Source organism: Roseimarinus sediminis, assembly GCF_050433125.1.
Classification (GTDB): Bacteria; Bacteroidota; Bacteroidia; order Bacteroidales; family Prolixibacteraceae; genus Roseimarinus; species Roseimarinus sediminis.
The window spans coordinates 1-15,071 of the sequence record NZ_JBNPXV010000001.1 but is presented as its reverse complement, the minus strand read 5'-3'; the positions used below and the strand labels follow the sequence as shown (position 1 = coordinate 15,071).

Genomic DNA, 15,071 nt, shown 5'->3' with positions numbered 1-15,071 from the left:
AAAAAGTGTTTCCATTTTGATAAATTGTCAAATGAACTCACTTTTTACTGTTCAGTTGGCTTGTTAATCTGAGAATCTTTACTAATATTGCCTTGTTAACAAAAAGTTTTTTTAAGCAAACAGGGTATGAGTGATATTGGGGTTTTTCTTCTGATTTTATTGGGGGTTGGTTCGCTTTTGATGTTGGTATTGAGAATAATATTCAAGTCGTCGCTGGTTTTTAAAAGCAGTTCCCTGATTCTGGTTTCGGCAGTTGTTGTGGCCTTTATGGGTTTCTTAATCGGTAAGAACGGTTTTACCGAATTGAAATATGTTTTACCCATTGGCCTGGTTTACATTGTTTCTGTTTTTAGTCTGGTCAACAAGTCGATCAAAACACCCACCTCGTTACTTTCGAATAATATCACCCAAAATCTGGCAATGGGCAAACTGAACCATGCTTTCGACGAAAAGCTCATGAAACTGAACGATGAATACGGGGAGGTAGCCCGTTCGCTCGAAGCCATGCGTAAACAGTTGTATCAAACAGTAGGAGCCATTAAGGAAGTTTCGACTTTCATCAATAATTCGTCGTACCAGCAAAGTTCTGCTTCGACACAGATTTCAAGCGGAGCCAACGAGCAGGCAGCCACCACTGAAGAAATATCATCGACCATGGCCGAGATTTCGATCAATAATGAGAAAAATGCAAGCAATGCGCAAAATACGGCCCGCATTGTGAAGGATACCGCAGCTGCCATGAATGAAATGGGAGCTACGTCCGAAATCAGCATCCGTTCGATTAACAACATTGTTGAAAAGATCAACATTATCAACGACATTGCCTACCAAACCAATATTCTGGCTTTGAATGCGTCGGTTGAGGCGGCCAGGGCCGGCGAACATGGCCGTGGTTTCTCGGTTATTGCCAACGAGGTGCGCATGCTGGCCGAAAACAGCAAGCATGCCGCCACCGAAATACATGCCATCTCGGAGGAAACGGTTCGTGTAAGTGAACAAACAGGCAGGATGATTACGCAACTCGTAGCCGATATGAATCAGATTACCCGAATGGTTGATGAGATCAGCATGGCCAGCGTTGAACAGAACAACAGTCTGGAACAGATCAACATGGCCATTCACCAGTTGAACGATGTGGTACAGCAAAATGCTTCCTCGTCCGAAGAAATGGCGGCCAGCTCCGAAGAGCTGACCCATTTTTCAGAGAAGCTTAAAGACACAGTAAAATACTTTGAGCTATAAGCATTTTCCTTGTGCTGGTTGTTTCTTTAAATTTTCAAAAAAGGTACCGGCCATCTTTTTGGCATCGCTCAGGTATTCAGGCCTGGGAATTTTGCTTAAATCCAGTTCCTGGAAAGTATTAAACCTGCAATAAATCAAAGAATACCGTCTCACTATCTTTCAAAAATATTTTAAGAACTTTCTTTAAATACATCGCCCTGAATCTGCCGGCATGCGGGAATCATCACTGGGTGTTGCGATCCGCTCAGCGTCTTATTTATTTCCCTCACTTGTTAACTGTTAAGTATATTTGTAATCTCAGCTATAAATCTTTGTGAAAAAGGATATAAACGCAAGACTGTTTCTTCATCGTAATCATAAAAGTCGTTATAATCACCTTTGTGCCTTTTCTCGAATAATTCTGTAAAATGCTTTGCTAAATCTCTGTCAATCAGTCCTGTCTTGACGAAGTTCTCTCCAAATTTTTGACGAACTCCAGAGTGGCTCGAAACTTCAATCTTTTCTTTTGCCAATAACGCACTAACAGCATAAAAACAAGCATAATACATCCTGTTTATTGCTGTATTCCAAAATCTGTTGTCGATATGTACCCGAACTTCTTCGATAGTTGCATTCGCACGGTCAATTCGATATTTGATGTAATCTTCAAGGGTGAAATCTGTCATAGGAGTATGCCCTCCCTCATTACATTTTGATAAAAGGGTGTAAGCTTATATTTTGAATTCCATTCTTTCTCGGAGTAAATCATCGGACTAATCACCTCTCCAGTATCAAATTCAAGGTCATATAGCGGATAGGTAATTTCTCTTTCAAGCTCATTCGAAACATCATCTTTGTTTAACAAAATTAATAAATCCCAGTCTGAATTGTCTTTTGCTGTGCCTCGTGATCGTGAACCATAAAGATAAATCTTTGCCGTAGGTTCTTTGTCTTTTACAATCCTCTTAATCTGATTTAATATTTTTGTCTGTGAGGTTTTCATATACCAAATATACGTAAAAGGATTTTAGTTGTAAATCTGCACGAAGTGAAAAATGCAAATGTGGGTACGTGAGTCTCGCGCAAAGTGTTACAAGTTGTGCAAAAACAAGCTGCCCTTGCTTATTAATCATCAATTTGCCTCCTATTCATTGAATAGGAAGCAATTGCGGCAATGTTTTTTTGAAAGCTAAATGAATTAATTGGTTATAAGCATCTCTAACCCGGCTCTAATAGTTCTCTGAATGTTTTAGAGAAAATATGATAATTGTGCCCAATCGGACCGAATTGCAGGGCGAAATTATCCGCTTTGCCGGATTTACAGAATTTAAGTTCAAAGTGCTAGTGCGGATTTACCTAAGGTGATCTTCGATTGCAATCCGCGCTTCCTGGCTTAGGATTTGGCTCCGCCGATCTTCGATTTTAATCCTTTAACTTTAAACAAACTCTATTTCAACCAACCCTTTCTCTCCAGTTCCAACGCATTTAAAGTTGTGAAATTCATTTGCATCAAAATGAATAAAATCAGAAGCTTGGTTAATTGTTTCATGTTGGTTTATTGATTGGTTAATAGTACATATCAAAATTTTATACCGAAATAGATACCTGTTTGAAATGCATCGCTTTCTAAATATCCTTCGTGAAGACTTGTCAATAAATCAAGTCTTAAACCACCGGCCATTTTTTGGGAATCAATTACATTAAAGCTCAGAGATGCTAAGAGTCCGAATAAATTGTCCTCATAATAACTGGTATTGCTTGTATTGTAAGTATCATATTCATCGCTGTTGCTCAAAGTACCCCTGGTTTTTGTAAACTGATGGCAAAGTCCTCCAAAATCTAATTTCAGTCTTTTGAATTGATCCGGAAACGGAGTAATCTTAGCCGACAAGCTCAAAGCAAAGGAGGAAATATGATGGAATTTATTCATTGAAGAGGTATAATTGGAAATTCCGTTTGCCTTGGCACTCATGAGTCTTGGTGCTATTGACAGATACTTATTGACCGGGTAGTTGTATTCAATATTCAATCCCAGGCCTGTCATGTCTCCTGAACTAAAAAAGGCACTGTTGATTCCAAGCTGAAGTACCTTGTTGGCATGATTATTTTCCTGTGCATTTAAAATCAGGTTGAAAAGCAAAAGAATACAAATTAGCTTTGTTTTTTTAATGAACGGATGGAACACACATCCGTTGGTTGATGGTTCCCTGCTTGTGTTTAAAAAGGTTCGTTTCATACGGTAACGTCTAAACTGTAGTGGTTATTATTGGTGCTTGTACTGCCAGGGTTTTTGCTAAAGGGGGCACAGCAGTTCGCGTGTAGGCTTAGGTACGTCATCTTATGTTGAAGGATGAATTAGTACAACAAGGCTTTAAGGGTTTGCAAAAGGGAGTTTTGCTTGTCGGTTTTGTATGAGTGGTAGTTGGCATGCTGTTTTAGTTTTGGTGCCTCAATTTAATAAAATATTATTTCAGTACATGCATCAAAAAGCAAAACATGCTGTACAATATATGAAAGAAAAGAATCGGTAGTCATTGAGGGTAAAAATGAGGAAGCAATGGAAGGGTTTAAGTTCAGGAAGTGGCTGGTTTACTTTTCACATGCTCTTCCAGATTTGCACAATGTAAGTTCAAAGCGCGAGTGCGGATTTACCTAAGGTGATCTTCGATTGCAATCCGCGCTTCCTGGCTTAGGATTTGGCTCCGCCGATCTTCGTTTTTAATCCTGTTACTTTAAACAAACTCTATACTCACCAACCCTTTCTCTCCAGCATAATCCCGGGCTGAACTGTACAAATAATCAACCGGATTTGATACTATCTCTGCCCTGATGGATTGTTGTGGATGTAATCCATTTTTTCTTCCAAAAATGCAGTTGAATGAATTTCTTTTGCATCGTTGCCATCCTGCCAAACCTTGAAATTCTTTATCTTCTTGTTGTTTTTACCGGCATACCAAAACAAATTGAGCAACCATTCCCGGCGGCTCTCTGGAATCTCTTTTATAGTTTCTATAATCTTTTTACTGGAAAACTTCTTGAAATCGCGTAGGATATCAGATAAGTTTTCTTCATCAGTGGCACTGGCAATTATATGCAAATGATTTGACATCAGGTTACCAAGCGTTGCTTTCGTATTACGAAAAAGTTGCCCCACATCTTAATGAACCGCTGTATACGAGACCTGTATCCGTCAGCTGACGGATGGTGTGAGGGGTTCTCCGATAGGCTTTTAGCCTAGCGGCTACCCACTCGATTGTAGCCAGTTATTTATCCTGCTTACTTATTGATTTTAAATGGTTTTATCGAACTTGTGAACTGTATGGTTTGAGGAATGGTTTGATATTTATTAATCACCCCTATTGCCGTGCATCCTACCCCGGTTGTTTGGTAGTCGAAATTGAATGTTACACCATCCGATTTGATGAGTTGATAGGTGTATTTTGCCTTTGACAAATTTTCGGTGCTGTAATTATAGCAATTGAAATTGAATGGTTCAGCTGCCGAAAACTCGATACCGATTCCTTCTTCGTTTGTAAATCTTACATATTGGTTATCTGTTCGCAAGCCACAATCCTGAGGTATTAAATAGTACTCAAACATCGCATCGACTGTTGATTGATAAAGCCCAATACGATAGCCGGTTTTGCGGTCGGGATAATTTTCCTGCGGCCCGCGTCCAAACCATTCTACCTTTTGCATTTGGTCATTGAAAACCCATCGTGTTCCGATGCGTGGCAAGTACATGGGCATGTTCCCATTCGGATGAATCGTGTGCTGTAAACGAATTTCACCGTCGGGCGAAATTGTATAAATCATCTCATTTTCGAAGCCTGCACCGCGTCCATTTCCCATAAGAGCAATTTCACGAATACTAACAATTGTATTTTCAGCTTTATTTTCAACCCGAAATGATTCAAGTTTTGACTTCATATTATCCAGACCGAGGGAGTACCATGCAGTGGAAATCATCCTTCCGTAGCCCTGGTTTGAAGGAAATACATTAACCGAATAAGTGGTCCAGTCGTCCAGTTCGTTCGCCAGAGGAGCACGCCAAACATTGAGTTGCGCTCCCTGTTTCAGCAATTCTGTACCCATGTATTTCATGGAGTACAATTGTCCATCGGCTTTACTAAAGGTATAATCGAAATTTGCTCCCGAAACAATCAAATGTTTCTCATTATCTGTTACTTCCAAAGTATTGGTCGGATGCTGTACCATTTTTTTATCGGCAGGAACATTCCATGGCAATTCCAATTGATCCCAACACTGTTCAAAACCCTTCGGCGCCCATTGTGTAGCTTCTTTCAAATGAAAACTAACTGTTGCCAAATAGCTTGCACCGGCTTTTAGCTGAGGTTTTGAAATAGGAAGAACGTAGATTTTATTTACCTGCGGTTCAACATCCACTTCCAATTTTCCCGAAGCTATGGATATTCCGTTTTCCTCCAGGTTCCAGCGAGCCTCAAAGGCATTCGTATTGGTGAAAAAGTTTGTGTTCTGCACTTCAATTTCCAGTTTTTCGGCATTGCTCCACTTCACAGAAATGGGTTGAGCCGACTTTTTGATTTGCCACATTTCGGGCTGCGCAACCCGATCGGGCCAAATGCTTCCATAGGTTCGCGCACCAATTCCATAGCTAAAAAACTCGCCTTCGTTTTGCTCCTGCTCAAAATCGAGCCACAAAGCTGCACGATTTTTCAAGTCGGGTTTTGATGCGTATAATTCATTGATTTCAATCGCTTCGGAGAAAATACCCACCTCATCGATAATGGCATCGCACAAATAATGGGACAAATGCTGACCATGTGCCTCGGCATTTTTGCCCACATTAAGCGGAAAAGGGAAATTGGTAATGTTCCCGGTGACCAGTGTTTCAGCCACCTTTTTGTTGTCGATAAATAATGACATTGACTCCCCGTTATAAATACCTGCCACATGATGCCAGTTTTGTGTCCAATCGTCGGGTAATTCACCACTTATAACTGTTTTTCTCCTTGTGTTGATATAGAAATCGAGCGAGTTGTCACCATTTTGCTGCAAACCAAACTGATTGTTTCCTTTGGTGAGCAGTGTTCCACCCATTTTCATTAAATCGCGTGGAAAAATCCAAAGCGAAACCGTTAATTCATTGCCCGAAATTTCTATGTTTTTATCTTGGTAAAGTTCCACCCATTGGTCTTGTCCATTCAGATCAATGCCTTTTCCATCGTGTCCGGCAACCAGTTTGGCGCGTCCCATGATGTGCGTTGCGACCTTGTTGGGTGAGGAGTCGGTCAATTTGCGAACCGGATCGAGCAAGCCCGGGCTAACAAAATCCCAAATTGCACCACCCATGATGCGTGGATACTGGTAAATCACATCCCAATATTCATCCAGTCCACCACCAGCGTTTCCAGCCACCGAAAGGTATTCGTCCATGAACGAGGGGCGTGGATCAACACTTTCAGGAACCATCCCCACCTGTGTTTTGAGATCAAAAGGAGTAGCATAACGTGGCCCAATAATTTCTTCGCAAGCATGCGAAAAAGCGTTTCCGCCATACATCCAGTATCGTGTTGTATCGTATTTTCGCCCTTCATCAATCACGGCACAAATAGTTGCGCCTTCGCCACTTTCGTTTCCGGCGCTCCAAAACAGAATGGATGGATGATTTCGGTCGCGTAACACCATTTTGCGAACCCGCTCGCGATACATGGGTTCCCATTCGGCTTTATCACTCAAAAATTCGGTGGCATGTGCTTCCACGCCCGCTTCATCAATAATATAGAATCCGTATTCGTCGGCCAATCCTAAATAGCGCCTTACAGGTGGATAGTGTGATATGCGTACACAATTTATATTGAATTGTTTAAACAGTTCAAAATCTTTTCGAATGGTGGCTTCGTCCATGGTATGACCCAAAGTGGGGTGTTGCATGTGGGTATTGATGCCGTTCAGTTTTATGGCCTTACCGTTGAGGTAAAAAACCTGATTGCGGATTTCGGTTTCTTTAAAACCTATACGACCAGCAATTACCTCTTCGGTTTTACCTTCATTGTTTATTAATTCCATTGTTAACCGATAAAGATTGGGTGTTTCGGCGGTCCACTTTTTTGGATTTAATACTTCTGATGAAATAGTAATATTTTGCTTATTATCAGCAGTTATTTGAACGGCATCAGAAGTAAGATTCTGAACCAACACATTGTCAGAATCAAATAAGGAAGCTTTAACCTTGTAGTTCTGTTTATCGGTTTTCGATTGGTTATTTACCGTAATCTGCAAATTCAGTTTTGCGTTCTCGTAGTTTTCGTCGAGGTCGGTAGTGGCATACCAGTCGAAGATATGCACATCCTCTTTTGCATACAACCAAACATCGTCAAAAATACCAGCCAGGCGCCAATAGTCCTGGCTTTCGAGGTACACACCATCGGAATATTTAATTACGTTGACGGCAATGGTATTTTTTCCTGGTTTCAGGAAACTCGTAACATCATATTCGGCAGGCTCTTGCGCACCTTCGTTGTAGCCCACTTCCTGTCCGTTGATCCAAACAAACGATGCCGAAGCGGTTTTCTCCATGCGCAAAAAGATGCGTTTACTTTTCCATTTTGCCGGCACGGTAAACGTTTTGCGATACGAACCAGTGGGGTTGTATTCGCGCGGAACAAAAGGCGGATTGGAGCGAAACGGATGTGCAACATTTCGGAAAAAAGGATCGCCAAAACCCTGCATTTCCCAGTTGGACGGAACTGTAATTTCAGACCATTTCTGATCATTAAAATTGGATGTAAAAAAGTCGTTGGGTGTACCTTCGGGCGTATTGGCAAAATGGAATTTCCACTTTCCATTCAACGAAAGCACATTTTCCGACTTCGTTTTCTGAGTATTTAATGCTTCATCAACCGATTTCAATGGAATACAAACCGTGTGACCTTCAGTCTGGTTGATTTCAAACACCTCTGTATTTTCAATGAAATGATAAACATTCGTAAATTTCGATTGCTGCGCTGAGACTGTAAAACTTGCCAGAACGATAAATAAGCCAACTATTTTTTTCATGCTCGATTATATTTTTATCTTGATGGATACTATATTTTTTCTCGAAGATAGAATATATGACATTGCTCTAAAGCCCAATTTCACCAATAAGTCAGCCCTTTAGCTTTTTCGTAAATTTCAATTGTGAGTCAGAGAAAACAAATCCCTTCTCTTTGAGCTTTTCTTTCAGAAATTTATTTACAGCTTCTATAAGTACTTCTTTAGGTTTCATGTCAATATTTAATCTTTGTGTGCTCAGTCTGTATAATTGGCTACAACGGTGGCGGTATGAAAAGTTGCCGATTGCGGGCGATTTCCTGTCAAGTTACACAAAAGTTGAAGCGGGCTACAACCATTGAATAACCTGATGTTTCGGCAATTTTTTATACCGCGTGTGTGTGCCCAGCATGTGTGCTGACACACTTTTGTAAAAGCTCTGAATAAATTGGTAAAATACAAATTTATTTTGGCTTAACATAAAAGTGAGTCAGGAATGTTCCAGAGGGTGAAAGTCCCTTATACGCAGAGGTAACGCTTTGAAGTATTAGCAAGTGACAAGCTGGCTTCCTGCGAGGGAAGCAGTGAAGGAAGTCAAACGGCAAAATTCGGTACTGACGCACAGAAACTGGATATGAGGCTTAACAAAACGGATAAGCAAGCATAACTTGTCCCGCAAGGCGGGATCATTGTAAAGTCCAAAATCCAGTAATGGATATGTGTTGTTAAGTAGATTCAGAAGGAATCGGAGGAAGGAACACACACTTACCTGGGGATATCTCGCTAACCACGGGATGGACAGCGAGAAGTCAGCAGAGGTCATAGTAGCTACCAGCAACGAGCTGCATTCATAAATTGCAGATAGTCTCACAAGGTGGTAAAGGACTGAACGCTAATGGTTCTTAATGAAAATTGGAGCAGCTGTTTGTTACGGTACGATAACCAGAACAACTGTAGCCTTTAATCAAGCGGGACAAGCTAACAAGAGCAGTATGATTGAAGAATTAGTATCAAGAACAAACTTGAACCGTGCATTCAAACAGGTTGTGAAAAATGGTGGTTCAGCGGGTATCGACCAGATGATGGTAACTGAACTTGGGGAATACCTGAAGAAAAACGCCGACGTAATGCGCGAGGAAATCAGGGAGAAAAGTTATCAGGCATCACCGATACTGGGTGTAGAGATTCCTAAACCGAATGGTAAGAAACGATTGCTGGGTATTCCAACAGTTGTGGACAGGGTATTTCAACAAGCCATGCATCAGGTGCTGGAACCACTTTTCGAACCTGAGTTCCAAAAACACAGTTATGGTTTCCGACCGAACAGGAATGCCCATCAGGCCATTGCACAAAGCCTTGAAAACATCAATTCCGGCTATCAGTACATCGTGGATATCGACCTTAAATCGTTTTTCGATGAGGTCGAACACGGTATCTTGCTGGACTTGATTTATAAGAAGGTTAAATGCGATAAAACCTTGAAACTATTGCGCTCATTTCTACGTGCACCAATTGCTATCAACGGTACACTGCACAAACGAAGAAAGGGAGTACCGCAAGGTTCTCCATTAAGCCCACTACTGTCTAATATCCTGCTAAATGAGTTGGATAAAGAACTGGAAAAGCGACAACTTCGCTACGTGCGTTACGCCGACGATTTTAGCATTTATGTGCGAAGCAAGAAAGCCGCCCGAAGGGTAGGCAATGGAATTTATAAATTCCAGAGGGATAAACTCAAATTGCCCATTAACCGGGAAAAGAGTGGTATTTGCCGTCCAGTAAGCTTCACCACTTTAGGGTTCGGTTTCGTACCAACCTACAAACGTGGAGAGAGAGGCAGATACCAATTGGTGGTGGAGGACAAGAAATGGAAGTCGTTAAAGCAAAAGCTGAAAATGATAACCAGAAAGACCACACCAATGAGCTTTGATGAACGCATCGAACGTTTAAACCTTGTAATCCGAGGCTGGGTGAACTACTTCAAACCCGCCTCCATTACTCATACAATCAAAACAAAAAAGGCATTCGTGATTACTTCGTAATTCAATTAAAGCTGAAAAAGCTGGATGAATGGCTACGTAACCGCTTACGTTATTGTATTTGGCACTACTGGAGAAAGGCCGACAGGAAGAGAATGAACCTCATCCGCTTAGGCATAAAACCTGATCAAGCCTATGCATGGAGCCGAACGAGAATGGGAGGTTGGAAAGTTGCTCAGAGTCCCATTTTAGGGACTACCATCACGGTTGACAGGCTTAAGCAACGTGGCTACATCAGTCTTCAAGAGTATTACATGAAGGTTAGCCTACATTAGTGAACCGCCCAGTACGAGACCCGTATGCTGGGTGGTGTGAGAGGTGCACCAGTGGGCTATTGGCTCACTGGCCATCTACTCGATTGTGTTTTAGTGCTTTATTCTCCATCGTCTCACCGTGCGTTGGGGCAGCCATACTTATTGACAAGTTTAGGTTTGTGTGTTGGCTTTTTTGAGCGACTTGACAATGTGTATGGTTGCGAAGGGCTGGCATATTAGTTTTCAATCAATTTATAATGTTCACTTGGTGGAAATAGTAAATCTAATCCTGCCGGCTTAATTTTAAATAGAGGGCCTTTTTCAACAACTTTTCCATTTGAGTTTCTTTTAATCAAATGGTCAAGTGTAATCATGCCTTGCTCAATCAAAATATCAAATTGAGAGCTAATTGGTTTTTTGGTATGTTCAACTTCGGTATAAAGAAAGTGCTCTTTTCCATTAATAATTGTACTGTCAGCTTCAACCCAGAATGTTTCCCTATGTTTTTCATGCAATCTGGAATGTAATTTATCAAGAGTCCAAACAACAAAGTCTCCAATTGCAGTCTTATTTGAATTCTCGATTAGTTGTTTAATATCTGTATCCATTCTCAATGATAATCCCTGAGAATTTGTAGTAATAGTAGAAACTGTACAATATAATTTAAAATCTTTCTCTCTCCAGTAACCAAAATTATCGAGTATTTCCGCAGAACTCTTGAACTTGCTTAAATCCCAGTCAGGTACTTGTGCAAATAAGTTTTTTCGATTTCCCCGTTTACTGCGGAATGATTTCAATTCAATTCCTTTGTAATCTGGCAGTTTAGATGAGTTAATGTCAATTCCTAAAACTGTTTCCAGAGTTCGACCAACAGAAGTATCGGCATCAACCATTGAAGGGATTGCACCACCTTGAGCAATCTTTTTTAGTTTTAATAGGAGTTCAGTTGCAATCGCATTTTCTCTATTATTTATTTCTTCGATTAATTCTTTTAATGGATTTGTTAGTGCAGAGCGAATCAAATTTTCTATTGGAAGTTGCGATAGATTAAAAGCATGAATCTGATTTTCGAAACAAATCAAAGAAATAATATCATTTGGATTAGCAAATTTTGTTAACCCAGATAACCAAATCCTCGGGTCTCCCTTTTTTGTTTTTGGTCGGTACAAAGAAACATTTGATTTTGATATTTTAAATTGGTCGTAAAGAAATCCTTCGATTATAACCTTGTGGTCAGGTCCTTGATGTTGAATATCATAGTCATGAAAATTATTCTCCTTCAAATAATTTCGAACAGGGCCTGTCGCATCCATAATTGATTTCTTTAGACCTGTTTCTGTCGGTTCAATTAGTGCAAGTGAAACGGAATTCTTCGTCAGTATCTTTAACCTGTCTTCTTCAATTTTTGATAATGCTCTCATCGAATGTTTTTTAATATTTCGGTCGCAACAGCTCTTGCTAATAACGGTGGCACAGCATTACCGACTAAAGTGTACTGTGGAACTTCTGATTTTCTGTTATTCCCTCCAGTAGACCGTTTCCCTTGAAATACAAATGAATCGTCAAAGGATTGTAACCGGGCCATTTCTCTAACTGTCAATGCTCTTGGAGAATTATAATGAATGTAATCATCAGGAATTGTCATAACTGTTGGACTCTGTTCTTCTGGTTTTAAAACATTGTAATTTCGTTTATTCGAGGCTAAACCACATTGATTTAATTTGATTTGTGCATTTTTATAATCGCCTTCGTTAAGAATAATTTTCAACCGTTTAACTACATCATTGTTTTGATTGCTGGTTTTATGATTATTCAAATCATCGTAGTTTTTCTCTCCTGTATCTAAAGCTTCTGTATTTCTAACATAAAAGGGCTTACATGCATTTTGTTGATATTGTTTAATTAGTCTTCCTTCTTTGCTCCATTCTGCAAATGTCTTACCTTCCTTTTTATTTATTCTTCCATCAATCGTTCGTTTTTGAACTAAACTCTTCATTTTCTTTGCTGTACCATTGAATTGAGCATTAATATTGACTGGCTCGTAGTGATGAAATTCTTGGTTATTACCAATAAAATCTAAATCGTACAAGGCTTCAAAAACAGACACCTTCTCACTTTCAGAAACTGTTGCTGGAATTTCTGAAATGAATTTCTGGTCCTTACGACAACCAATAAACAGCACTCGTTCTCTGTTCTGAGGAACTCCATAATTTGAAGCATTAGCGACAAAAGGTTTTTCGATTCTATAAAGACGGATACTCTCAACAAGACTATCAAGTTTATCAATTTGTGATTTATCACAATTGTTTCTTATAAAATCAATTGTTTCATCAAAGGAGTATGTGTAAATTCTTAGTGACGAAAGAATGCTATCTATTTCGTCATTAAATTCTTTAGCAATTTTTAAGCTTTTAAAAGCAGTTTCAATTTTATTGATTACTTCATCGGTTCCCAAATCGCTTAAGAAAGTTGTAAATGACTCAACAAAGAAATCATTATCAATATTACAATAGTCTTTTTCTTTAATAATGTCTCTTTTCAATTTCTCCCATTCTTTATTGCGTATTAAAATATTAAACCCATGGCGAATTGTACTTATTCCTGAATCTGTTTTGCTTGTTTTATAATCGACTATTTTTGGGGTGAGATTTCTGAATCTAGATTCAACGAAACGAATAAATGCTTCCTTGCCCTCTTCTTTTTTGGTCTCGCTAAGCTTCTCTATTTCAATTCTCTTGATAAGACCATCAATTATAAAATCATTTTTTTTGAATTTTCCTTTAAGTGACCTAAGGAAAGATATTAATTTGGGAACTTCATTAACGTCAATAATGGAATTAATTTCTTTTAAAATCAACTCCTTTATTTTGCCCTGTTCTTTTGTAAGAATTCCCTTAACATTTTCCATTACGAAATATTTCGGTTGTAAGGCCTTAATAACTTCAAGGTAATGTGAAAACAAGTCATCTTTTTTATCAAATTTTTTGCGTTTTCCAGCCAAACTAAAACTTTGACATGGAGGTCCTCCACAAACTACATCAATCTTATGGTCGCCAATTTTCTCTAAAAGATTGTCTAAAAAGTCAGGTTCTGTAATATCTTGACAAAGGAATTTAGCATCTAGACCGAGCTGATGATTATAGCGAACAATATGAGTCAATTCACAATTTTCATTTATATCGTTTGCTGCAATAAAATCGAAGAATTTATTGTTGACTTCTGCTTGAAGGAAACCTTCACTAAAGCCACCCGCTCCAGCAAACAAATCAACAAATTTGAAAGATTTTCCATATAACGAAAGTTGTTCACGAACGATGTTTACATCGTTATTTTCTTTGTAATTAATAACATGGTCGTTTAGCAAATCTTTCAATTCTTTTTCAGTATATGTTTTGCGATATGATTGGTTTAATAGCTCATCTGCACGATTTTTTAAGAAATTCAAATAAAAATTATACTCTTTATGTTCTTCACATGAGTCACTTACTGTTTGTGTTGTTTTGTCAAAATATTCAGGTTTTACTTTTCTTTTTGTAGATACCTTTACTTGCGAACCATTGCAATTAATTCGCATATGAATAGGTGCAAATCCTTTCTTGTCTGCTTTGTCGAGATAGTAATTTATTGTAGCCATAACTTACGGACATTTTTACGTACACGGACAAATTTACGGACAAATATTCTATTTTTCATCACAATCGAGGAGGAAAATTTATGAACTGTTATTTTGATTTTGTGATAAAAAGTTTGCATTTGCTATGAATCAAACAATTAGGACAATTTGGATTTGTTTTTTCACAAATCATGGAAGCATAATCTAAAATTGCCCAATTTAGTTCCTTTGATTCTTCAATATTTACTACTCGATAGGCTAATGTTTGTAAGTAGGGGTCATGTCGTATATCTGCTAACTTTCTTTCGCCAAAGAATCTTTCAAGTAAACGAGCCATATTAACATCTAGTAATGGCGATTTCTTTTTCAATACGTAAAGTTCATAAGCATTGGTAATATATTGTCCCATCATAGGAATTTCAGCAACTTGGTTCCGTTCCTTTGGAAACCTTCCTTTTCTTTTCTTAAGTTCTTGCGATAATTTGTATAGTCGACTACCACGTTGTTTGTATAATCCTAATGGTCTTATAATTTCTTGTAATTCTATTTCTGTTGCTTCTCCAAGCTGTTTCCATGATGGATACTTTTTAAAAAAAGTCGGTAGGAATTTTGAAACAGTTTCGGCTTTTGTCCTTTGCAGAAACACTTCTGATATAATCAATTCATAATTTGTAGTCGATTTATTCCGCCAAAGAAAAGTCCGTCCATTATCTTTATACCAGTAGAGAAGTTTCGCTTGGAAATACTCAATATCAGATTCGTATATGAAGTCAACTTTATCCACATAGCAAAGGTACTCATTCTGCCTGTGTGTCGGCAAAGATTTGGCTCTTGGTTATTTCGGAGTGACCATGCCAGCCTGTTCGGTCAAATTGTGCCACTTAAAAAGATCATACAATAGTACAAAAATTCATTTATTCTTGATTC

10 protein-coding genes are annotated in these 15,071 nt (G+C 38.9%); 2 read left to right on the top strand and 8 right to left on the bottom strand.

Annotation, left to right across the window (positions count from 1 at the left end; genetic code table 11):
- Positions 1 to 126: 126 nt before the first annotated feature.
- Positions 127 to 1,242, top strand: a complete 1,116-nt coding sequence (locus tag FHS86_RS00050) for a methyl-accepting chemotaxis protein (RefSeq protein ID WP_429409821.1) — start codon at positions 127 to 129, stop codon at positions 1,240 to 1,242.
- Between the two features lie 272 nt (positions 1,243 to 1,514).
- On the opposite strand, the gene FHS86_RS00045 is transcribed toward FHS86_RS00050, so the two are convergent.
- The 5 genes from FHS86_RS00045 to FHS86_RS00025 all read right to left on the bottom strand — a co-directional run bounded on the left by FHS86_RS00045 (position 1,515) and on the right by FHS86_RS00025 (position 8,262).
- Positions 1,515 to 1,907, bottom strand: a complete 393-nt coding sequence (locus FHS86_RS00045; protein WP_429409819.1) for a HEPN domain-containing protein — start codon at positions 1,905 to 1,907, stop codon at positions 1,515 to 1,517.
- Entirely contained in the window at positions 1,904 to 2,224 is a 321-nt protein-coding gene (locus FHS86_RS00040; RefSeq protein ID WP_429409817.1) for a nucleotidyltransferase domain-containing protein, read from the bottom strand. Before FHS86_RS00040 ends, FHS86_RS00045 begins: the two co-directional genes overlap by 4 nt.
- 576 nt (positions 2,225 to 2,800) lie before the next feature.
- The gene (locus FHS86_RS00035) at positions 2,801 to 3,457 is read right to left on the bottom strand and encodes a hypothetical protein (RefSeq protein WP_429409815.1); all 657 of its coding nucleotides are present in this window, start codon (positions 3,455 to 3,457) and stop codon (positions 2,801 to 2,803) included.
- Between the two features lie 579 nt (positions 3,458 to 4,036).
- Positions 4,037 to 4,375, bottom strand: a complete 339-nt coding sequence (locus FHS86_RS00030) for a transposase (protein WP_429409813.1) — start codon at positions 4,373 to 4,375, stop codon at positions 4,037 to 4,039.
- A 122-nt stretch (positions 4,376 to 4,497) separates the two neighbouring features.
- Entirely contained in the window at positions 4,498 to 8,262 is a 3,765-nt protein-coding gene (locus tag FHS86_RS00025; protein ID WP_429409811.1) for a beta-galactosidase small subunit-related protein, read from the bottom strand.
- A gap of 968 nt (positions 8,263 to 9,230) precedes the next feature.
- Between FHS86_RS00025 and ltrA the strand changes: the two genes are divergently transcribed.
- Complete coding sequence (gene ltrA / locus FHS86_RS00020; RefSeq protein ID WP_429409809.1) at positions 9,231 to 10,280, top strand: group II intron reverse transcriptase/maturase; 1,050 nt, start codon at positions 9,231 to 9,233, stop codon at positions 10,278 to 10,280.
- 487 nt (positions 10,281 to 10,767) lie between these two features.
- Here the strand turns inward: ltrA and FHS86_RS00015 are convergent, their stop codons facing one another.
- From FHS86_RS00015 to FHS86_RS00005, 3 genes are all read right to left on the bottom strand, one after another.
- Positions 10,768 to 11,952, bottom strand: coding sequence for an MvaI/BcnI restriction endonuclease family protein (locus tag FHS86_RS00015; RefSeq protein ID WP_429409807.1), 1,185 nt, complete (start codon positions 11,950 to 11,952; stop codon positions 10,768 to 10,770).
- Entirely contained in the window at positions 11,949 to 14,165 is a 2,217-nt protein-coding gene (locus FHS86_RS00010) for a DNA cytosine methyltransferase (RefSeq protein ID WP_429409806.1), read from the bottom strand. The genes FHS86_RS00015 and FHS86_RS00010 overlap by 4 nt, the downstream gene beginning before the upstream one ends.
- An 88-nt stretch (positions 14,166 to 14,253) precedes the next feature.
- Entirely contained in the window at positions 14,254 to 14,928 is a 675-nt protein-coding gene (locus FHS86_RS00005; RefSeq protein WP_429409804.1) for an endonuclease III domain-containing protein, read from the bottom strand.
- Between the last annotated feature and the right edge of the window lie 143 nt (positions 14,929 to 15,071).

Bases quoted from the DNA above. Each gene is read 5' to 3' on its own strand.
- FHS86_RS00050 (WP_429409821.1), top strand. From the start codon at position 127: ATGAGTGATATTGGGGTTTTTCTTCTGATTTTATTGGGGGTTGGTTCG.
- FHS86_RS00045 (WP_429409819.1), bottom strand. From the start codon at position 1,907: ATGACAGATTTCACCCTTGAAGATTACATCAAATATCGAATTGACCGT.
- FHS86_RS00040 (WP_429409817.1), bottom strand. From the start codon at position 2,224: ATGAAAACCTCACAGACAAAAATATTAAATCAGATTAAGAGGATTGTA.
- FHS86_RS00035 (WP_429409815.1), bottom strand. From the start codon at position 3,457: ATGAAACGAACCTTTTTAAACACAAGCAGGGAACCATCAACCAACGGA.
- FHS86_RS00025 (WP_429409811.1), bottom strand. From the start codon at position 8,262: ATGAAAAAAATAGTTGGCTTATTTATCGTTCTGGCAAGTTTTACAGTC.
- ltrA (WP_429409809.1), top strand. From the start codon at position 9,231: ATGATTGAAGAATTAGTATCAAGAACAAACTTGAACCGTGCATTCAAA.
- FHS86_RS00015 (WP_429409807.1), bottom strand. From the start codon at position 11,952: ATGAGAGCATTATCAAAAATTGAAGAAGACAGGTTAAAGATACTGACG.
- FHS86_RS00010 (WP_429409806.1), bottom strand. From the start codon at position 14,165: ATGGCTACAATAAATTACTATCTCGACAAAGCAGACAAGAAAGGATTT.